This is a genomic window from Mycobacterium avium subsp. avium, from assembly GCF_009741445.1.
In the GTDB taxonomy this organism is placed as follows: domain Bacteria; phylum Actinomycetota; class Actinomycetes; order Mycobacteriales; family Mycobacteriaceae; genus Mycobacterium; species Mycobacterium avium.
Map to the genome: position 1 here is coordinate 3,514,395 of NZ_CP046507.1, position 19,925 is coordinate 3,534,319.

The window sequence follows — 19,925 nt, forward strand, 5'->3', positions numbered from 1 at the left end:
GGCCATGAAGTTGTTGTCCCGGATCGTGACCCGCACGCCGTCGCTGCGGGCCCGGGTCGCGGTCGCGACGGCCATCGGCACCGCCATCGTGGTGGTCATCGCCGGCGCGGTGGTGTGGTTCGGCATCACCAGCGCGTGGCGGGAGCGCCTCGATCGCCGGCTGGACGAGACGGCCGGCTTCGCGATTCCCTTCCTGCCCCGCGGGCTCAACGAGATCCCGCGATCGCCCAAGGACCAGGACACCGTCATCACGGTGCGCCGCGACGGGCAGGTCAAGTCCAACTCGGATGTCACGCTGCCGCCGATGGAAGAGGGCTACGCCGACACCTACATCGACGGGGTGCGCTACCGGGTGCGCACGGTGGAGGTCCGCACGCCCCAGCCGGCGACGGTGGAGGTGGGCGCGACGTACGACGACACCATCGCCCAGACCAACAACCTGCATCGGCGGGTGATCCTGATCTGCGCGCTGTCGATCGGCGCGGCGGCGGTATTCGCTTGGCTGCTGGCGGCTTTCGCGGTGCGGCCGTTCAAGCGGTTGGCCCAGCAGGCCCGCTCGATCGACGCCGACGAGCGGCCGCAGGTGGCGGTGCGCGGCGCCAGCGAGGCCGTCGAGATCGCCGAGGCGATGCGCGGCATGCTGCAACGCATCTGGAAGGAGCAGGACCGCACCAAGGAGGCGCTGGCGTCGGCCCGCGACTTCTCGGCGGTGACCGCCCACGAGCTGCGCAGTCCGCTGACCGCGATGCGCACCAACCTCGAAGTGCTGTCCACCCTGGACATGCCCGACGAGCAACGCAAAGAGGTGCTGGGCGACGTCATCCGCACGCAGTCGCGCATCGAGGCCACCCTGACCGCCCTCGAGCGGCTGGCCCAGGGCGAGCTGTCGACGTCCGAGGACCATGTGCCGGTTGACATCACCGAGCTGCTCGACCGCGCCGCCCACGACGCCATGCGCATCTACCCCGGCCTCGACGTTTCGCTGGTGCCCTCCCCCACCTGCATCATCGTCGGGCTGCCGGCCGGATTGCGGCTGGCCGTGGACAACGCGATCGCCAACGCCGTCAAGCACGGCGGCGCCACCCGGGTGCAGCTGTCGGCGGTCAGCTCCCGGGCCGGGGTCGAGATCGCCGTCGACGACAACGGCAGCGGGGTACCCGAGGACGAGCGGCAGGTGGTGTTCGATCGGTTCTCCCGCGGATCGACGGCCTCGCAGTCCGGGTCGGGCCTGGGATTGGCGCTGGTGGCCCAGCAGGCCCAGCTGCACGGCGGGACGGCCGCGCTAGAAAACAGCCCGCTGGGCGGTGCCCGGCTGGTCCTGCGCCTGCCCGGGCCCAGCTAGCCACGCCGGCCGTCCGGTGAAATCCTCACCCGCGCTTGCGGTTCGGCGCACGGCGGTCGGCGGGCGGTTAGCCCCTGCCGAGTCGGGCACACTGGAACGATGACCGACGGCAGTAAACCGAGCGAAAACGACACCCTGGCGCGCATCCGCGACCTGGTGGCCCAGGAGAAAACGTTGCGGGCCCAGCTGCAGCGCGGTGACATCGACACCTCCGAAGAACATGACCGCCTGCGGCGGGTCGAGGTCGAACTCGACCAGTGCTGGGATCTGCTTCGGCAACGCCGGGCCCTGCGGGAAAGCGGCGGCGACCCGCGCGAGGCCCAGGTCCGCCCGCCCGACGAGGTCGAGGGCTACCTGAGCTGAGCGGCCGGCCGGTAACAGTCGACGCGGTGGTCATCGGTGGCGGCCACAACGGCCTGGTCGCGGCCGCGTACCTGGCCCGGGCGGGCCTTCGGGTGCGGCTGCTGGAACGGCTGGGGCAAGTCGGCGGCGCGGCCGTGTCGGCGCACGCCTTCGACGGTGTCGGGGTGCGGGTGTCGCGCTACTCCTATCTGGTCAGTCTGCTGCCGCCACGCATCATCGACGACCTGGGCGCGCGGGTGCGGCTGGCCCGGCGGCGGTTTTCCTCGTACACGCCCGACCCCGCGACCGGCGGCGCCCGCGGGTTGCTGATCGGCGCGCCCGGCAACCCGTTCGCCGCCGTCGGTGCCGCCGGGGACGCGCCCGGGTTCGCCGCGTTCTACCGACGCTGCCGGCTGGTGACCGAACGGCTGTGGCCGACGCTGCTCGAACCGCTGCGCAGCCGCCGGCACGCGCGCCGGCATGTGGTCGACGGCGGCGGTGCCGGCGCGCGGGCCGCCTGGCGGGCCCTGGTCGAGGAGCCGATCGGCGCCGCCATCGCCGATGCGGTGGGCAACGACCTGGTTCGCGGGGTGATCGCCACCGACGCGCTGATCGGCACGTTCGCCCGCCTCGACGACCCGTCGCTGACGCAGAACGTCTGCTTCCTCTATCACGTGCTGGGCGGCGGCACCGGCGACTGGGACGTCCCGGTCGGCGGGATGGGCGCGCTGACCACCGCCCTGGCCACCGCCGCCGTCCGACACGGCGCCGAAATCCTCACCGGCGCAGAGGTTTTCGCCGTCGACCCGAGCGGCGCGGTACGTTATCGCAGCGGCGACGACGAGCACGTGGTTCGGGCCCGGTTCGTGCTTGCCGGGGTGACCCCGACGGTGCTGGCCGGCCTGCTCGGCCAACACCCCGCACCGGCGGCCGCCGGCGCGCAGGTCAAGGTGAACATGGCGCTGCGGCGGCTGCCCCGCTTGGCCGACGGCGGCGTCACCCCCGAGCAGGCCTTCGCCGGGACGTTCCACGTCAACGAAACCTGGACCCAGCTGGACACCGCCTACGCCCGGGCCGCCGCGGGGCAGGTCCCGAATCCGTTGCCGTGCGAGGCGTATTGCCATTCGCTGGCCGACCCCAGCATCCTGTCGGACGACCTGCGCGCCGCGGGCGCCCACACGATGACGGTGTTCGGCCTGCACACCCCGCACGCGCTGGCGCGCGGCGCCGACCCCGACACGCTGCGCGGCCGGCTCACCGACCGGGTGCTGGCCTCACTGAATTCCGTTCTGGCCGAACCGATTCAAGAGCTGTTGCTGACCGATGCGCGGGGCCGTCCGTGCATCGAGACCACCACCACCGCGGACCTGGAACGCACCCTGAACATGAGTGGCGGCAACATCTTCCACGGCGGCCTGGACTGGCCGTTCGCCGACGACGACGACCCGCTGGACACCCCGGCGCGGCAATGGGGCGTGGCCACCGCTCACGAACGAATCATGTTGTGCGGCTCGGGCGCCCGGCGCGGCGGGGCGGTGTCGGGCATCGGCGGCCACAACGCCGCGATGGCGGTGCTGTCCTCCCTGTCCTCCCGGTGAGCGGGAAAACTAGCGGGCGTCGATGGTGACGTAGTCGCGCTCGGTGTAGCCGGTGTAGATCTGGCGCGGGCGGCCGATCTTGCTGTCGCCCTCGTCGTGCATCTCGCGCCAGTGCGCGATCCAGCCGGGCAGGCGCCCCAGCGCGAACAGCACGGTGAACATCCGGGTCGGGAAGCCCAGCGCCCGGTAGATCAGGCCGGTGTAGAAGTCGACGTTGGGGTACAGCTTGCGCTCGATGAAGTACTCGTCGGTCAGCGCGGCCTCTTCGAGTTGCTTGGCGATGTCGAGCAGGTCGTCGTCGCCGCCGAGCTTGGCCAGGATCTTGTCGGCCTGTTCCTTGACGATGCGCGCCCGCGGGTCGTAGTTCTTGTACACCCGGTGACCGAAGCCCATCAGCTTCACCCCGGCCTCGCGGTTCTTCACCTTGCGCACGAATTCGCTGACGTCGTCGTCGCTTTGGCGGATCTTCTCCAGCATCTCGAGCACCGCCTGGTTGGCCCCGCCGTGCAGCGGCCCCCACAGCGCGTTGATGCCGCCGGAGATGGAGGTGAACAGGTTGGCCTGGGAGGACCCCACCAGCCGGACCGTCGACGTCGAGCAGTTCTGTTCGTGGTCGGCGTGCAGGATCAGCAGCATGTCCAGCGCGCGGACCACCTCGGGGTCGGCCTGATACGGCTCGGCGGGCAGGCCGAACGTCATGCGCAGGAAGTTCTCCACCAGGCTCAGCTTGTTGTCCGGGTAGAGGAAGGGCTGGCCGACCGACTTCTTGTAGGCGTACGCGGCGATGGTCGGCAGCTTGGCCAGCAACCGGATCGTGGACAGCTCGACGTCCTCGGTGTCCATCGGGTCCAGCGAATCGGGGTAGTAGGCGGACAGCGCGTTGACGGCACTGGACAGTACCGGCATCGGGTGGGCGTTGCGGGGGAAGCCGTCGAAGAACCGCTTCAGGTCCTCGTGCAGCATGGTGTGCAGCTGGATCCGCTTGGTGAACTCGGCCAGCTGGTCCTTGTCCGGCAGCTCGCCGTAGATCAACAGGTAGCTCACCTCGAGGAAGGTCGACTTCTCGGCCAGTTGCTCGATCGGGTAGCCGCGGTAGCGCAGGATGCCGGCGTCGCCGTCGATGTAGGTGATCGCGCTCTTGCACGAGGCGGTGTTGACGAAGCCGTTGTCGAAGGTGGTGTAGCCGGTCTTGGACAACAGCGAACCCAGCGCGATGCCGTCGGCGCCCTCGGTGGCGCTGACGATCTCCAGGTCGGTTTCCCCGCCCGGGTACTTCAAAGTGGCGATGTCGTCGGTGTCGGCCACGAGAACCCCTTTGCGCTCTGGCTGATATGGCTGCCCTGACTAGGTGCTTACAGCTGAAGGTAGTCGTTATGGCGAGGAGGCGCCTGCCCGGGGTCGAGTCCGCTGGTCACGCAATCGATCAAGTGGCCCGGCGCGCTACGGCTGCAGACGCTCCACCCGGTTGCCGGTGACCCGGATGCGGTTGTGCAACCGGTTTTCCCGCCCCTGCCAGAACTCCACCACGTCGGCGGCGATGAGGTAGCCGCCCCAGCCCGGCGGCACCGGCACCCGCTCGTGGTCGGCGAAGCGGGCCGTCACCTGCGCCAGCTGCTCCAGCAGGGCCGCGCGGGAGGCGATCGGCCGGGACTGCTGCGACGCCCAGGCGCCCAGCTGCGACCCGCGCGGTCGCTTGGACCAGTAGTCCTCGGTGACCTGGGCCGTGACTTTGCTCACCGGCCCGCGCAGGTGGACCTGCCGACCCAGCTGGTACCAGGGGAACGTCACCGCGGCGTACGGCGTCGCCGCCAGATCGTCGGCCTTGGCCGAGTCATAGTTGGTGAAAAAAGTGATTCCCGTCTCGTCCAGGCTCTTGCACAGCACCGTTCGGCTGGCCGGCCTGCCGTCGGGGGTGACGGTGGCCAGCACCATCGCGTTGGGCTCGGCCGCCCCGGCGCGCTCGGCGTCGTCGATCCACTTGCGCAACAACGCAACCCAGCCGTCGTCGAGCCAGTCGACGTCCAGATCCGGGCTGCCGTCCTTTTCCACCGATCCGTATTCCACACGCATTCTCTGCAGGTGCTCGTCTGCTGGTCCCGGCACCGCGCCAACGCTACCGGCGCTTGCTACCGGCCGGTAGCGTCCGCCCCAGGGCGGGGTGCGAGAATTTTCCCATGACTGTTGTCCCCGAGAACTTTGTCCCCGGCCTGGAAGGCGTGGTCGCCTTCACCACCGAAATCGCCGAACCGGATAAAGACGGCGGCGCGCTGCGCTACCGCGGTGTCGACATCGAAGACCTGGTGAGCCAGCAGGTCACGTTCGGCGACGTGTGGGCGCTGCTGGTCGACGGCAAGTTCGGCCACGGGCTGCCGCCCGCCGAGCCGTTCCCGCTGCCGATCCACACCGGCGACGTGCGCGTCGACGTGCAGGCCGGGCTGGCCATGCTGGCCCCGATCTGGGGCTACAAGCCGCTGCTGGACACCGACGACGCCACCGCCCGCGACCAGCTGGCCCGGGCCTCGGTGATGGCGCTGTCCTACGTCGCGCAGTCCGCGCGCGGCATCTATCAGCCCGCGGTGCCGCAGCGGGTCATCGACGAATGCGAAACCGTCACTGCACGTTTCATGACGCGGTGGCAGGGCGAGCCGGACCCGCGGCACATCGAGGCGATCGACGCCTACTGGGTGTCGGCCGCCGAGCACGGCATGAACGCCTCGACGTTCACCGCGCGGGTGATCGCCTCCACCGGCGCCGACGTGGCGGCCGCGTTGTCCGGGGCGATCGGGGCGATGAGCGGACCGCTGCACGGCGGGGCTCCGGCGCGGGTGCTGCCGATGATCGAGGAGGTCGAGCGCACCGGCGACGCCCGAGGGCTGGTCAAGAAGATCCTGGACAGCGGCGACAAGCTGATGGGCTTCGGGCACCGGGTCTACCGCGCCGAGGATCCCCGCGCGCGGGTGCTGCGCGCCACCGCCGAGCGGCTCGGCGCGCCGCGGCACGAGGTCGCCGTCGCGCTGGAGCAGGCCGCCCTGGCCGAACTGCGCGAGCGCCGTCCGGACCGGGCCATCGAGACCAACGTCGAGTTCTGGGCGGCGGTCATCCTGGACTTCGCCCGGGTGCCGGCCAACATGATGCCGGCGATGTTCACCTGTGGCCGTACCGCGGGGTGGTGCGCCCACATTCTCGAGCAGAAGCGGCTCGGCAAGCTGGTCCGCCCGTCGGCGATCTACGTGGGCCCCGGCCCGCGCAGCCCGGAATCCGTCGAGGGTTGGGACCGCAGCCTCACCAACGCCTGAGGCCCGGTTGTCGGTACCCGGCGATCTAATGATTGCCGTCGCGATGAGTTTGCGTCACCGACGCAGTCATAAGTCGTGAGCCTGCCCGCAGCGGGCAGGTCTGGAACCGACAGCAAGGAGTGCCAGCATGGCGATCAACATCGAGCCCGCACTGTCCCCGCACCTGGTGGTCGACAACGCGGCCGCGGCAATCGACTTCTACGTCAAGGCTTTTGGTGCCGAGGAGCTGGGGCGCCTGCCGCGTCCCGACGGCAAACTGGCGCACGCCGCAGTGCGCATCAACGGCTTCATGGTGATGCTCAACGACGACTTCCCGGAAGTGTGCGGCGGCAAGTCGATGACGCCGACGTCGTTGGGCGGCACCCCGGTGACCATCCACCTGACCGTGCCCGACGTCGACGCGAGCTTTCAGCGGGCGGTCGATGCCGGCGCCACCGTGGTGGTGCCGTTGGAGGACCAGTTCTGGGGCGACCGCTACGGCATGGTCGCCGACCCGTTCGGCCACCACTGGTCCCTGGGGCAGCCGGTGCGCGAGGTCAGCCCGGAGGAGATGGCGGCGGCGATGGCGGCGATGGCCGCTGAGCAGGGGGCCGGGCAGGCCTAGCCGCGCCCGGACGGCACCAACCGGGCCAGGAGCCGGCGTCGCGGCGGCGGCGCCGGCTCTGCGGCGGCCGCGGCCGCCAGCATGTCGCCGATGTCGGTGAACTTGTTGCGCGGTCGGCCGTCCGCGCTGCCGCGCGCGATTTCGGCGGCGTCGATGGCCCGCCACCCCGCCGCGTCGATCGCGTCGGGCCGGCGGGCGCGCACCAGGGCGGTCAGCGCCTCGGGTTTGGCCGCCGGGTCGGCCAACTCGCCGGCGTTGAAATCGGCCACCAGGGCCTGCACGGTCTGCAGCGAGCAGGACTTGTTGGTACCGATGAACCCGCTGGGTCCCCGCTTGATCCAGCCGGCGACGTAGGCGCCGGGCACCGGTCGTCGCGAGGCGGGGTCGACGACGCGGCCGCCGTCGTTGGGCACCACCGCCGCCGCCTCGTCGTAGGGCAGGTCGCGAATCGGCTTGCCGCGGTAGCCGATCGACGTCAGCACCAAACCCGTTGGCAGGCAATGTGTTTCGTCCGTGCCGGTGAGCGTGAACTGCACACCGGTGACGCGTTGCTCGCCGAGGATCCGGTCGGGGGTGAGCCGATACGCCAGCCTGATTCTCGGACGCTCGCTGGGCGCCGCAGCGTCGCCGAGCGTGCTCAAAACCTCCAGCTTGGCCTTGGTCAGGGCATCCGAGGCGTTCGCCAGGTCGGCGGCGACCAACTCGCGGTCGGCCGCGCTGAGCACCACCTCGCGGCTGCCGGTGAGCCCGATCAGTTCCGGCAGCGTGAACGCCGACTGGGCCGGCCCGCGCCGGGCGGCGATCACCGCCTCGCGCACCGCCGAGCCGCGCAGCGCCGCCAGCGCGTGGTCGGCGATATCGGTGCGGGCCAGGTCATCGGGGTCCGCGGTGAGCACTCGGGCGACGTCGAGCGCGACGTTCCCGTTGCCGATGATCACCACCCGCTCGTGGCGCAGATCGACTGGCAGCGCAGTGAACTCGGGATGCCCGTTGATCCACGCCACCAGCTCGGTCGCGGTTCCGCTGCCCGCCAGCCCCATGCCCTCGATGTCGAGCCGGCGGTCGTCGGGCGCCCCCACCGCGTACAGCACGGCGTGATGATGGGCCAGCAGATCGGCGTGGCTGAGATGCTTGCCGACCTCGACGTTGAGGTAGAACCGGAAGCGGTCATGACCGGCGACCCGATCGAAGAGCCGGGTCACCTTCTTGGTGTTCTGGTGATCGGGCGCCACCCCGGCGCGCACCAGCCCATAGGGCGTCGGCAGCTTCTCGAAGACGTTGACGCGCACGCCGTCCTGGGTGAGCAGTTCGTCGGCGGCGTACATCGCCGCCGGGCCGGATCCGACGATGGCCACCGTCAGCGGCCGGCCGCGCGGCCGCACCGGGACGGCCGGGATCACCGGCGCCAGCTTGGACGTCGGCGGCAGTTTCTGGCCGGCCGGCCGTTTCGGGTAGAACGACGCGTTGATCTCGACGAAGGGCAGCTGTTTGTCGTCCAGCCGGTTGTCGGGGGCGATCGCACCGACGGGGCAGGCGCTGACGCAGGCGCCGCAGTCCACGCACGCCGCCGGGTCGATGTAGAGCATCTCCGAGGTGGCGAAGCCGGGCTCGTCGGGCGTGGGGTGAATGCAGTTCACCGGGCACGCGAAAACACAGGACCCGTCGTTACAGCACGACTGGGTAATAACGTGCGGCATAAAGGAACTCGCCGTGGTTAGGCGGCCGGCACGGCAGCCAGGTGCTGCCGCTGCGGTTCACTGCGGTAGCGCGACGGCTTGCCGTTGATCTTGCACAGCCGCCACATCAGCCGGGCCGAGCGGTTCTCCATCAGGCCGGTGTCGTGAGCCAGCATCCGGACGTCGGCGAACATGTCGCTCAACCACTTCCGCGACTCCGGAGACCGGAAAAAGAGCTCCTTTTTGACCTCACGGGGGATGTCGAACTCGCGCCAGAACTGCTTGGGCGGCACGGTGATCGCATTGCACAACAGCCGCATGGTCAGCGGGTAGTACAGCGAAACCCAGAACCGCTGCCGCTTGGTCAAGTGCGGCAACCGCTTACGCAGGAACTCGTGCGCGAACGAGATGTGCCGGGCTTCCTCGGCCACGTGAATGGCCATCACCCGCTCCATGATGGGGTGCAACGACTTGCCTTCGCGCAGAACGTTTTTCTGGGTGTGGTCGATCGGCTCCTCACCGGCGAGCACCCCGATGAAGAAGGCCACCGGCAACGGCCCGGCCACCAGCGGGATCAGCGGCGAGATCCACTTGAGCAGCCGCGGCATGCCCGGGACGTCGGCGCCGACGCGATTGACCATCTCCTGGAACATCATGGTGTGGTTGCACTCTTCGACCGACTCGTGCAGGCAGTACCGGTATTCCGGCGACCCGTTGGGCACCCAGAAGGTGTAGTTCATCAGGCCGCGGATCAGGATGGACTCGAAGTGCAGTCCCACCTTGGCCACGTTGGCCTGCCGCCACATGCCGATCTTGATCTTGCGCTCGTCGGACTGCGCCAGGTACCAGGGGTGGCGGCCCAGCGGGTCGGTCGCCGGCAGAATCCACCGCGGATCATCCTCGGTGACCGCGAATTCCGGTGAATCCCAGTCGATGTCGGTGTACGGGTTGAAGTTTCGCCGCACCGACCCCTCGGACAGTGTGGCAAGCATGTTCACGTAGTCGGTGTCGTCGCGCACCTCCATGTTGCGGCGCCAACGCCGGACCATCCGCGTCCTAGCCATATCCAGGCCTCCTCAACGAGGTTTACATTTGGACGTGCTATGTCCAGACAGTACCGGAGGTACCGGATATTTCCTAGACCCCTCCCGGGCACTGTGACCTGACCAGTGGTCATTCTGGAGGTATGCCCTGGATCACAGCCGGCGAAACCCTCGCACCAGCCCGAACAGGCGTTTTGCCCGGCCCGGCCGCGCCGCCGGGCGGCCCGCCCCGCCGGCCCGCCGCGTCGGCTCACTACCCTGATGAGCATGGCTGACCAGCTCCAGATCCCTGCTGACATCAAACCCCGCGACGGCCGCTTCGGGTGCGGCCCGTCCAAGGTCCGGCCCGAGCAGCTGCAGGCGCTGAGCACGACCGCGGCGCCGCTGTTCGGAACCTCGCACCGGCAGGCGCCGGTGAAGAATCTGGTCGGCCGGCTCCGCTCGGGGCTTGCCGAGCTGTTTTCGCTGCCCGACGGCTACCAGGTCATCCTGGGCAACGGCGGCGCGACCGCGTTCTGGGACGCCGCGGCCTTCGGCTTGATCGACAAGCGCTCGCTGCACCTGTCCTACGGCGAATTCAGCTCCAAGTTCGCCGCCGCGGTCGCCAAGAACCCCTTCGTCGGCGATCCCGTCGTCATCAAGTCGGACGCGGGCAGCGCACCCGAACCGCAGAGCGATCCGTCGGTGGACCTGATCGCCTGGGCGCACAACGAGACGTCGACGGGCGTCGCGGTCCCGGTCCGCCGCCCCGCCGATTCCGGTGACGCGTTGGTCGCCATCGACGCCACGTCCGGCGCCGGCGGCCTGCCGGTCGACATCGGCGAGACCGACGCCTATTACTTCTCGCCGCAGAAGAACTTCGCCGGCGACGGCGGGCTGTGGCTGGCGCTCATGAGCCCGGCCGCGCTGGCCCGCGTCGAGTCCATCGCCGCGTCCGGCCGCTGGGTTCCCGACTTCTTGTCGCTGCCCATCGCGGTGGAGAACAGCCTGAAGGACCAGACCTACAACACCCCGGCGATCGGCACCCTGGCGTTGATGGCCGAGCAGGTCGACTGGATGCTGGGCAACGGCGGGCTGGACTGGGCCGTCAAGCGCACCGCCGACTCGGCCGGGCGGCTGTACTCCTGGGCCGAGGAGCGGGACTACACCACGCCGTTCGTCGCCGACCCGAAGCTGCGCTCGCAGGTGGTGGGCACCATCGACTTGGTCGACGACGTCGACGCCGCGGCCGTGGCGAAGATCCTGCGCGCCAACGGCGTCGTCGACACCGAGCCGTACCGCAAACTGGGCCGCAACCAGTTGCGGGTGGGGATGTTCCCGGCGGTCGACCCCGACGATGTCAGCGCCCTGACCCAGTGTGTGGACTGGGTCGTCGAGCGGCTGTAACCGGACAGCAATCAGCCCGCAACCACCCAGCGTGTCAGCACAGGTGACGGGCGGTTGCTGGACTAAAGTGCGCACCTGACGGGTCCGTCGCTGAGCTGCACGGAGCCTGCGAGGAGATAGCCATGCGGGAACTCAAAGTGGTTGGGCTCGATGCCGACAGCAAATATTTGATCTGCGAAAGTGATGACCCCGCAGAGCAGTTCAAGCTGCCCGCCGACGACCACCTGCGGGCCGTGTTGCGCCACGAAGCCGAGCCTCCCGAGCAGCCGCAGCTCGAGATCGAAGTGACGAACATGTTGAGCCCCAAAGAAATTCAGGCCAAGATCCGCGCCGGCGCCTCGGTGGAGCAGGTCGCGGCGGCATCGGGCTCGGACGTGTCACGGGTGCGCCGGTTCGCCCACCCGGTGCTGCTGGAGCGCTACCGGGCCGCCGAGCTGGCAACCGCCGCACATCCGATGCTGGCGGACGGTCCGGCGGTGCTGACCCTGCTGGAGACGGTCACCGCGGCCTTCGTGACCCGGGGGCTGCGCCACGACAAACTCAGCTGGGACGCGTGGCGCAACGAAGACAACCGCTGGACGGTGCAGCTGGCCTGGAAGGTCGGCCGCTCGGACAACGTCGCGCACTTCTGCTTCACCCCCGGCGCCCACGGCGGCACCGTCACCGCCATCGACGACGCGGCCACCGCCCTGATCGATCCCAACTTCGAGCTGCCGCTGCGGCCGCTGGCCCGGGTCGCCCACGTCGACTTCGACGAACCGGCCAAGCCGCCTACCGCCGAAGCGCCGGCCGCCGAACCCGCCGAACCGGAGGAAAAGCCGGTGCACACCCGCCGCGGCAAGCCGGTCATCCCGGCCTGGGAAGACGTGCTGCTCGGTGTGCGCTCCGGCGGTCAGCGCTAACCCGCGACCGCCAGCACCAGCAGCACCAGCCACGCGCCGGTCACGCCGACCCCGGCGCCCAGCACGAACCAGCGCAGCACCGGGGTGCGCCGCCACCCCCACAACGTCGGCGCAAGTCCCCCGGCGGCCACGATGTTCAGGCCGACGGCCAGCAGCGGATGCACCCGGACCAGACCCAGGCTGAGCACCACGATCGCGACGCCGGTGACCGCCGCGACAAACGCGGTCACCGTCAAACCCGTTGCCCAGGGCACGGTCTCGTCCTTCATCAGCCGCAGCCTAGCCCGACTGTCCATCTCCGCCTCCGGCCGCCGCGCGGTGCCCCCCGACCGGGCGAGACCGCTCGTAGAACGCCAGCGCGGCCGCCGTCGCGACGTTGAGCGAGTCGGTGCCCCGCGACATCGGGATGCGCACCCGCACATCGCTCAACCGCAGCGCGGCCGGCGTCAGCCCCGGGCCCTCGGCACCCACCAACACCGCCACGCGGTCGCCGCGGGCCGCCGTCATCGCCTCGGCCAAGCCGCACGCGGAACCCTGCGGCGTCATCGCCAGCAGCCGAAACCCCTTCTCCTTCAACGTCTTCAGCTCGGCGGGCCAGTCGGTTGCGCGGGCGTACGGCACCAGCAGCGCATGACCCATCGACACCCGGACGGCGCGGCGGTACAACGGGTCGGCGCAGCCGCTGCCGAAGATCACCGCGTCGACGCCCAGCCCCGCCGCGTTGCGGAAGATCGCGCCCAGGTTCTCGTGATCGTTGACTCCCTCGAGCACCGCGACGGTGCGGCTGCCGGCCAGCAGCTCGGCGACGCCGGGCTCCGGCACCCGCCGGGCGGCCGCCAGCACCCCGCGGTTGAGGTGAAAGCCGACCACCCGCGCCATCACGTCGGCCGACGTTCGGTAGTACGGCACCGGGACGCCGGCCAGGTCGTCGCGCAGCTCGGCGAGCCGGCGCTCGGTCCCCAGCAGGGCGTGCGGGCGGAACCGGGACGCCAGCATGCGCTGCACCACCAGCACGCCTTCCGCGATCACCAGCCCCTTGCCCGACGGCAGATCGGGACGCCGATCGACACTGTTCAGGTCGCGGAAGTCGTCGAGCCTCGGGTCGTCGGGGTCGTCAACGTCGCGAACGTCCAGCGCATCGGTGTTCACGGGCCTTCGTCGACCAGGGCCAGCATCAGATCGGCCGCGTGGCGCAGGGTTTCGCGCTCGTCGTCGTCCAGCGTGGACAGCCGCTTGGCCAACCACTCCTGACGGGCGCGCCGGTTGGCCTTGACCAATTCGGCCCCGGCCTCGGAGACCGAGACCAGCACCTGCCGGCCGTCGACGGGATGCGGGGTGCGGTCCACCAGGCCCATTTCGGCCAGCGAGGCGATCACCCGGGTCATCGACGGGGGCCGGACGCGTTCGCGGACCGCCAGCGCCCCGGGCGTCATCGGGCCCTCGTTGGCCAGCATCGCCAGCGCCGACAGTTGGGACAGCGACACCGGCGACGAGGGGTTGCGGAATCGCAGTTGGCGGGCCAGCCGCATGACAGCCAGTGACAGGTCGCTGGCCAGCCGGGCATCGCTGTCAGGCATGGCGCGAGGTTACACGCAAGCCTGAGAAACCGGGACACGAACCGGTGAACGACGGGTGTTGACGCCCCCGGCCGAACCGCCCGCCGTTTCATCGAAACGCTTACCCGCCCGCGTATCCCGCTGCGCTCAGCGGTTTTCGACCGCCCGTCGGGCGCAACCGGGCCGCCACCGACGAGCGGCGGCGGCGGGTTATGTTAATCGCGATGTCCACCGAATCCGGCCCGAACCGCACCGCGCCGCCGCTGCCGGCGGCGCTGCTGCGGGTGTGGCCGTTCATCGCGCTCGGTGCGCTGGGTTGGCTGGCCGCGGTGGGCGCCGCCTTCCTGGTGCCGGGCCTGCACTGCTGGCGCCCGGTGACACTGGCCGGCCTGGGCGTGGGCGTGCTGGGCACCAGCATCTTTCTGCTGCAGCTGGCCGCCGCCCGGCGCGGTGCCCGCGGCGCCCAAACCGGCCTGGAAAATTTCCTCGAGCACGACTAGTTCGCCGACCCGTTGGAGGAGCGATGGTAGCCCCGCTGTTGCGAGCGCAGATCGACATCGACGCCCCGGTTGCCACGGTGTGGGAATTGGTTTCCGATCTGCGCCGCATGCCGCAGTGGAGCCCGCAGTGCCGGTGGATGAAACCGCTGGGCCCGGTGCGTCAGGGCACCCGCACCATCAACCTCAATCGGCGCAACCGGTTGTTCTGGCCGACCACCTGCACGGTGGTGGAGATCATCCCCGACCGCAAACTCGCGTTCCGGGTGGACACCAACAACACGATCTGGAGCTACGAGCTCGAACCCACCGACACCGGCACCCGGCTGATCGAGAGCCGGCACGCCGAGAACGGCGTCACCGCGTTCTCCAACCTGTCGGTCAAGGCGTTCCTCGGCGGCACCGACAACTTCGAACGCGAATTGCTCGACGGCATGAACGCCTCGTTGGCGCGCATCAAGGCCGCCGCCGAGAACACGGACCGGCGCTAGCTGGGCGTCTCGGTCTCGGGCTCCGGCTCGGCTTGCGGCGTCTCGGGCGGCGGCGTCGGCTCGACCGGTGTCTGCGTCACGTCGAGCAGGCCGTCGTCGTAGGGCTCGTAGGCGGGCGAGCCGGTGCCCGCCGGGGCGGGGGTGTCCGAGTGCGCGCCGCAGCCGTAGTGCATGTCGACGACGTGCCCGTCGGCCGACAGCTCGTTGCCGCACACCCCGAACATCCTGCCCAGGGATCCCGACAACGGCAGGAAGAACCCGCAGTCGCGGCACACCCGCTTGGTCGATCGGGCCATCGGCGAGTCGGGGCCGTACGCGCCGGTGTGCCAGCGTTCGGCGGCCTCCGCGCGGCCCTCGGCGCTCATCACCCAGCGCCGGCCCAGCCCGATCTCGGCGGCGGTCTCGTCGACCTGCGGGTCGCCGCTGGCGGTGTAGCCGGGCACCAGCCGCGGATCGTTGGCGGCGGGAGCCAGCAGGTCGCCCGGGCTGAGATCGCCGGGCCGCACCCGCTGTTCCCACGGCACCCACTCCGGCGCCAGCAATGCCGTCGGGCCCGGCACCAACACCACTTCGCTGATGGTGGCGTGGTCGGCGCCGGGATAGGCGGCCACCACGACCGCCCACTGCCAGCCCTGGTAGCCGGGCAGGTGCGCCAGGAACCGGTGCGTGGCGGCGTACGGGTCTTCGTAGCCGACGCCCAGATAGTCGCCGACCGTCTCCGCCCCGCTGAACTCCACGACGGCGGCCCTGGCCTGGTCGGCAGCGCCGGTGAGCACCGCCGCCAACCCTTCGGGCCACTCGCCCGCGGTCGCCATCGAGGACTCCTCGAGAGGTGTGGTCACGCTGTCTTGTGTCTGCATCGCGGTTCCAATACTAGGTTGACGAGCCACGCCCCGTTACCTGCAGACGCACGGAGTCGGCATAGGGGAGAATCGGGGCGTGTCTGGACGGCGGCAAGGCGATCCGGGCCGGGTGGCCGCCAAGCCGGGCCGCCGGCCCGGCAACAGCGCTGCCGCACCCCATCCCGGCGCGGCCAATTACCCGGCCGGCGACACCGGCGACCGCCGGACGCGCCGCCCGCCGCCGATGCCCAGCGCCAACCGCTATCTACCGCCGCTGGGCCACCAGCCGCAGCCGGACCGCGGCGCCGGCGCCCCGCCGCGGGGACCGGTCGCCGGCGAGCGGATCACCGTCACCCGCGCCGCGGCGCTGCGCAGCCGCGAGATGGGTTCCCGGATGTACTGGATGGTGCAGCGCGCCGCGACCGCCGACGGCGCCGACAAGTCCGGCCTGACGGCGCTGACCTGGCCGGTGGTGGCCAACTTCGCGGTGGACGCCGCGATGGCCGTGGCGTTGGCCAACACGTTGTTCTTCGCCGCGGCGACCGGGGAGAGCAAGGGCCGGGTGGCGCTGTATCTGTTGATCACCATCGCGCCGTTCGCGGTGATCGCCCCGCTCATCGGTCCGGCGCTGGATCGGCTGCAGCACGGCCGCCGCGTCGCGTTGGCCGCCTCGTTCGTCCTGCGGACCGCCTTGGCGGCGGTGCTGATCATGAACTACGACGGCGCCAGCGGCAGTTACCCGTCAATGGTGCTGTATCCGTGCGCGCTGGCCATGATGGTGCTGTCGAAATCGTTCTCCGTGCTGCGCAGCGCGGTGACGCCCCGGGTGATGCCGCCGAGCATCGACCTGGTGCGGGTCAACTCGCGGCTGACCATGTTCGGTCTGCTGGGCGGCACCATCGTCGGCGGCGCCATCGCCGGTGGTGTGGAATTCGTCTGCACCCATCTGTTCAAGCTGCCCGGCGCCCTGTTCGTCGTCGTGGCCGTCACCGTGGCGGGGGCGTCGCTGTCCATGCGGATCCCGCGCTGGGTCGAGGTGACCGCGGGCGAGGTGCCCGCCACCCTGAGCTACCGCCGCGACAGCGAGCCGCTGCGCCGACGCTGGCCCGAGGAAGTCAAGAACGTCCCCAAAAAGGCCACCGCCACGCTGCGACAACCGTTGGGCCGCAACATCATCACCTCGCTGTGGGGAAACTGCACCATCAAGGTGATGGTGGGCTTTCTGTTCCTGTATCCCGCGTTCGTGGCCAAGGCGCATCAGGCCAACGGCTGGGCCCAGCTCGCCATGCTCGGGATGATCGGCGCCGCGGCCGGCGTCGGCAACTTCGTCGGCAACTTCACCAGCGCGCGACTCAAACTGGGCCGGCCCGCCGTGCTGGTGGTGCGCTGCACGGTGGCGGTCACCGCCGTCGCGCTGGCCGCCTCGGTGGCCGGCAACCTGATGCTGGCCGTGATCGCCACCCTGGTCACGTCGGGGGCCAGCGCCATCGCGAAGGCCTCCCTGGACGCGGCGCTGCAGGACGACCTGCCCGAGGAATCCCGCGCCTCGGGGTTCGGCCGCTCGGAGTCGACGCTGCAGTTGGCCTGGGTCCTCGGCGGCGCGCTGGGCGTGCTGGTGTACACCGAATTGTGGGTCGGGTTCACCGCGGTCACCGCCCTGCTCATCCTGGGCTTGGCGCAGACGCTGGTCAGCTTCCGCGGCAACTCGCTGATTCCCGGCCTGGGAGGTAACAGACCCATCATGGTCGAGCAGGAGGGCGCCCGCCGCGGCGTCGGCAGACCGGCGGTGGTCGCCGAGTGAAGCCCAAGACCCGGCGGGGCGTGGCCGTGCTGCTCGCCTGCCTGATGATCGTGCTCTGCGCCGGGGCCGGCGTCGGCACCTGGCTGCTGGTCGGCCGCGGCGGCCCGCAACACCCCGAGATCAGCGCGTACTCGCACGGCCACCTGACCCGGGTCGGGCCCTACCTGTACTGCAACGTGCTCAACCTCGAAGACTGCGAGACACCGCAGAGCCAGGGCGAATTGCCGGTCAGCGAGCGCTACCCGATTCAGCTCTCGGTGCCCGACGCCATCGCGCGCGCCCCCTGGCGGCTGCTGCAGGTGTACGAGGATCCCGGCAACACGACCAGCACCATCTACCGCCCGGGCACCCGGTTCGCGGTGACCATCCCGTCGGTCGACCCGCATCGCGGGCGGCTGGCCGGGATCGTGGTGCAGCTGCTGACGTTGGCGATGGACCCCGCGGGCGAGGTGCGCGACGTCCCGCACGCGGAATGGTCTGTGCGCCTGACCTTTTAGCCCTTCTGGCGTCCAACGTCGAGTTGTTGCGCCGACACGCCGCGGTTTCCCGCCACAACTCGACGTTCGGCGGGACGTGTCGGTGCCCACCGGCACCGTGTCCCCATGGGAATCCCTGACTGGCCTTTTCGAGGCACCGACGCACTAGCGGCCGGGGTCGTCACCCGGCACCGGTTGCGAACCGAATTCACGATGGTTCACCGCAACGTATACGTCCGTCGTGGGCAGCAGCTGACGCCGGTGACCCGGGCCGTCGCCGCCTGGCTGTGGTCCGGACGGACCGCGACGTTGGCGGGCCTGTCCGCGGCGGCGCTACACCGCACCGCGTGGATCGACGACTGGCTGCCCGCCGAGCTCAACCGCGCCGGCCGAGACAAGGCCCGCGGCATCATCTTGCACAGTGACACCCTTTGCGACGACGAGACGACGATGCGCGACGGGATGAGCCTCACCACGCCGGCACGCACGGCATTCGACCTGGGCCGGCGAAAGGGCTTGACTACCGCGGTGATTCGGCTCGACGCCCTCATGCATGCGAGCGACGTGAAGACAGCAGACGTCGAGCTGCTGGCCGACCGGCACCGCGGAGCCCGCGGACTGGTGCAGTTGCGACGTGTCCTGACTCTGGTCGACGGCGGCGCCGAATCACCGTACGAGACGAAGACCCGGTTGCTCCTCGCCGGCAGCGGATTGCCGCGCCCACAAACCCAGATCGAAGTACGCAACGAATGGGGCGCGGTGCTGGCGCGCATCGACATGGGATGGGAGGAATGGAAGGTCGGCGTGGAATTCGACGGCGCCCAGCATTGGACGGACCCCGCGCAGCGGACCCGCGACATCGACCGGTTGGCCGAACTCGAGGCGCGTGGTTGGACGATCGTCCGGGTGAGCGCCGACATGCTGCGATACCGCCCGTACGACATCCTGGCGCGCACCCGCAACGCCCTGGGCGCATCGGGGTGCCCGCTTCGATCGCCCAGCGTGGACTTGTTGGGCACAACCCAGCCGATTTCGCCCAACAAGTCGACGTTCGGCGGCAAGGGCCGGCGTTAGGCGCCGTGGCCGGCGGCGTGCCGTCGCCGAACGGCCTGCCGCCCAACGCTTCTCGCCCATGCGGTGTCAGCCAGCCGGCGAGGTCGGGCCCCTTCGGCACGATCCCGGTGGGGTTGATGTTGGAGTGGACGATGTAGTAGTGCTGCTTGATCTGGACGAAGTCGACGGTGTCGCCGAAGCCCGGCGTCTGGAACAGGTCCCGGGCATAGGCCCACAACACCGGCATCTCGCTCAGCTTGCTGCGGTTGCATTTGAAGTGGCCGTGGTAGACGGCGTCGAACCGGGCCAGGGTGGTGAACAGCCGCACGTCGGCCTCGGTGATGGTGTCGCCCACCAGGTATCGCCGATCGGCCAGCCGATCGCTCACCCAGTCCAGCGCGGTGAACAGCCGGTCGTAGGCCGCCTCGTAGGCCTGCTGCGAACCGGCGAAGCCGCACCGGTACACACCGTTGTTGATTTCGGTGTACACCCGCTTGTTCACCTCATCGATCTCGGCGCGCAGCCGCTCGGGGTACAGCTCGGGCGCACCGTCGCGGTGGTATGCGGTCCACTCCGTCGACAGATCCAGCGTCATCTGCGCGAAGTCGTTGGTCACCACCGCCCCGGTCCCGACGTCCACGATGGCGGGCACCGTGATGCCCTTGGGGTAGCCGGGGAACCGCTTGAAGTAGGCGTCCTGCAGCCGGGGAATCTTGAGGACCGGGTCGACGCCGCCGGGATCGAGATCGAACGTCCAGCTGCGCTCGTCGTGGGTGGGGCCGCAAAAGCCAATGGACAGAACACTTTCCAGGCCCAGCAGCCGGCGCACGATGATCGCCCGGTTGGCCCACGGGCAGGCGCGCGCCACGACCAGCCGATAGCGGCCGGGCTCGACCGGGTAGCCGTCGCGGCCGTCGGCGGTGATGCGGGTGGTGATGTAGTCGGTGTCGCGGGTGAACTCCCCCGACCCGGCGACGTAGCTGGCCATACCTCCAATACTGCCCGAACGCCCGATGTCCA

20 protein-coding genes and 1 pseudogene are annotated in these 19,925 nt (G+C 70.1%); 12 read left to right on the forward strand and 9 right to left on the reverse strand.

The annotated features are described in order from the left end of the window. Nucleotides 1-4 precede the first annotated feature (4 nt). The 3 genes from MAA44156_RS16195 to MAA44156_RS16205 all read left to right on the forward strand — a co-directional run bounded on the left by MAA44156_RS16195 (nt 5) and on the right by MAA44156_RS16205 (nt 3,282). Entirely contained in the window at nt 5-1,342 is a 1,338-nt protein-coding gene (locus MAA44156_RS16195; protein WP_009975147.1) for a sensor histidine kinase, read from the forward strand. Nucleotides 1,343-1,441: 99 nt separating this feature from the next. Next, nucleotides 1,442-1,705, forward strand: coding sequence for a DUF2630 family protein (locus MAA44156_RS16200; RefSeq protein WP_003872893.1), 264 nt, complete (start codon nt 1,442-1,444; stop codon nt 1,703-1,705). Then, nucleotides 1,702-3,282 (forward strand): phytoene desaturase family protein, encoded by a 1,581-nt coding sequence (locus MAA44156_RS16205; RefSeq protein ID WP_181023015.1) that lies wholly within the window; start codon nt 1,702-1,704, stop codon nt 3,280-3,282. Before MAA44156_RS16200 ends, MAA44156_RS16205 begins: the two co-directional genes overlap by 4 nt. 9 nt (nt 3,283-3,291) lie before the next feature. Here MAA44156_RS16205 and MAA44156_RS16210 read toward each other — a convergent pair whose 3' ends face one another. Both MAA44156_RS16210 and pdxH read right to left on the reverse strand, forming a co-directional pair. Beyond that, nucleotides 3,292-4,587, reverse strand: a complete 1,296-nt coding sequence (locus tag MAA44156_RS16210; RefSeq protein ID WP_003872895.1) for a citrate synthase — start codon at nt 4,585-4,587, stop codon at nt 3,292-3,294. Between the two features lie 135 nt (nt 4,588-4,722). Next, nucleotides 4,723-5,352 (reverse strand): pyridoxamine 5'-phosphate oxidase, encoded by a 630-nt coding sequence (gene pdxH / locus MAA44156_RS16215; RefSeq protein ID WP_029248389.1) that lies wholly within the window; start codon nt 5,350-5,352, stop codon nt 4,723-4,725. A gap of 104 nt (nt 5,353-5,456) precedes the next feature. On the opposite strand from pdxH, the gene MAA44156_RS16220 reads away from it, so the two are divergent. Together MAA44156_RS16220 and MAA44156_RS16225 are read left to right on the forward strand one after the other, a co-directional pair. After that, nucleotides 5,457-6,578 carry a citrate synthase 2 gene (locus MAA44156_RS16220; RefSeq protein WP_003872897.1) on the forward strand — a complete coding sequence of 374 codons (1,122 nt, stop codon included), beginning with the start codon at nt 5,457-5,459 and terminating at the stop codon, nt 6,576-6,578. A 127-nt stretch (nt 6,579-6,705) separates the two neighbouring features. Further along, nucleotides 6,706-7,182: a VOC family protein gene (locus tag MAA44156_RS16225; RefSeq protein ID WP_003872898.1), complete on the forward strand. Its 477-nt coding sequence runs from the start codon at nt 6,706-6,708 to the stop codon at nt 7,180-7,182. On the opposite strand, the gene MAA44156_RS16230 is transcribed toward MAA44156_RS16225, so the two are convergent. Beyond that, complete coding sequence (locus MAA44156_RS16230) at nt 7,179-8,879, reverse strand: FAD-dependent oxidoreductase (protein WP_029248388.1); 1,701 nt, start codon at nt 8,877-8,879, stop codon at nt 7,179-7,181. The genes MAA44156_RS16225 and MAA44156_RS16230 overlap by 4 nt on opposite strands. A gap of 17 nt (nt 8,880-8,896) precedes the next feature. Next, nucleotides 8,897-9,922, reverse strand: a complete 1,026-nt coding sequence (locus MAA44156_RS16235) for an AurF N-oxygenase family protein (protein ID WP_009975141.1) — start codon at nt 9,920-9,922, stop codon at nt 8,897-8,899. 240 nt (nt 9,923-10,162) lie between these two features. Between MAA44156_RS16235 and serC the strand changes: the two genes are divergently transcribed. Both serC and sepH read left to right on the forward strand, forming a co-directional pair. After that, nucleotides 10,163-11,287, forward strand: coding sequence for a phosphoserine transaminase (gene serC, locus MAA44156_RS16240; RefSeq protein ID WP_011723892.1), 1,125 nt, complete (start codon nt 10,163-10,165; stop codon nt 11,285-11,287). Nucleotides 11,288-11,409: 122 nt separating this feature from the next. Next, the gene (gene sepH, locus MAA44156_RS16245) at nt 11,410-12,189 is read left to right on the forward strand and encodes a septation protein SepH (protein WP_009975139.1); all 780 of its coding nucleotides are present in this window, start codon (nt 11,410-11,412) and stop codon (nt 12,187-12,189) included. Here the strand turns inward: sepH and MAA44156_RS16250 are convergent. Genes MAA44156_RS16250 through MAA44156_RS16260 form a run of 3 tightly spaced genes read right to left on the reverse strand, consistent with a single transcriptional unit; the run spans nt 12,186 to nt 13,766 of the window. Continuing rightward, nucleotides 12,186-12,458 (reverse strand): DUF2537 domain-containing protein, encoded by a 273-nt coding sequence (locus MAA44156_RS16250; protein WP_003877345.1) that lies wholly within the window; start codon nt 12,456-12,458, stop codon nt 12,186-12,188. The genes sepH and MAA44156_RS16250 overlap by 4 nt on opposite strands. Nucleotides 12,459-12,468: 10 nt before the next feature. Next, the gene (locus MAA44156_RS16255; protein ID WP_009975137.1) at nt 12,469-13,338 is read right to left on the reverse strand and encodes a TrmH family RNA methyltransferase; all 870 of its coding nucleotides are present in this window, start codon (nt 13,336-13,338) and stop codon (nt 12,469-12,471) included. Then, nucleotides 13,335-13,766 carry an Rv0880 family HTH-type transcriptional regulator gene (locus tag MAA44156_RS16260; protein WP_009975136.1) on the reverse strand — a complete coding sequence of 144 codons (432 nt, stop codon included), beginning with the start codon at nt 13,764-13,766 and terminating at the stop codon, nt 13,335-13,337. The genes MAA44156_RS16255 and MAA44156_RS16260 overlap by 4 nt, the downstream gene beginning before the upstream one ends. A gap of 203 nt (nt 13,767-13,969) precedes the next feature. Between MAA44156_RS16260 and MAA44156_RS16265 the strand changes: the two genes are divergently transcribed. Together MAA44156_RS16265 and MAA44156_RS16270 are read left to right on the forward strand one after the other, a co-directional pair. Next, nucleotides 13,970-14,245, forward strand: coding sequence for a DUF2530 domain-containing protein (locus tag MAA44156_RS16265; protein ID WP_003877344.1), 276 nt, complete (start codon nt 13,970-13,972; stop codon nt 14,243-14,245). A gap of 23 nt (nt 14,246-14,268) precedes the next feature. After that, a complete protein-coding gene (locus tag MAA44156_RS16270; protein ID WP_009975134.1) occupies nt 14,269-14,733 on the forward strand; it encodes an SRPBCC family protein in 465 nt (154 codons plus the stop codon). On the opposite strand, the gene MAA44156_RS16275 is transcribed toward MAA44156_RS16270, so the two are convergent. Then, on the reverse strand, nt 14,730-15,575 hold the full coding sequence (locus tag MAA44156_RS16275) for a DUF3027 domain-containing protein (protein ID WP_224110831.1): 846 nt from the start codon (nt 15,573-15,575) through the stop codon (nt 14,730-14,732). The two genes, MAA44156_RS16270 and MAA44156_RS16275, sit on opposite strands and share 4 nt — an antisense overlap. Nucleotides 15,576-15,705: 130 nt before the next feature. Here MAA44156_RS16275 and MAA44156_RS16280 point away from each other — a divergent pair, with 130 nt between their 5' ends. The 3 genes from MAA44156_RS16280 to MAA44156_RS16290 all read left to right on the forward strand — a co-directional run bounded on the left by MAA44156_RS16280 (nt 15,706) and on the right by MAA44156_RS16290 (nt 18,926). After that, nucleotides 15,706-17,376: an MFS transporter gene (locus MAA44156_RS16280; RefSeq protein ID WP_009975132.1), complete on the forward strand. Its 1,671-nt coding sequence runs from the start codon at nt 15,706-15,708 to the stop codon at nt 17,374-17,376. 44 nt (nt 17,377-17,420) lie between these two features. After that, on the forward strand, nt 17,421-17,873 hold the full coding sequence (locus MAA44156_RS16285; RefSeq protein ID WP_219727972.1) for a DUF2771 domain-containing protein: 453 nt from the start codon (nt 17,421-17,423) through the stop codon (nt 17,871-17,873). Between the two features lie 105 nt (nt 17,874-17,978). Next, nucleotides 17,979-18,926: an endonuclease domain-containing protein gene (locus MAA44156_RS16290; RefSeq protein ID WP_023880309.1), complete on the forward strand. Its 948-nt coding sequence runs from the start codon at nt 17,979-17,981 to the stop codon at nt 18,924-18,926. Between the two features lie 10 nt (nt 18,927-18,936). Here MAA44156_RS16290 and MAA44156_RS16295 read toward each other — a convergent pair. Beyond that, nucleotides 18,937-19,893 (reverse strand): annotated as a pseudogene (locus MAA44156_RS16295) (glutathione S-transferase family protein); the annotation flags it as partial. Nucleotides 19,894-19,925 lie beyond the last annotated feature (32 nt).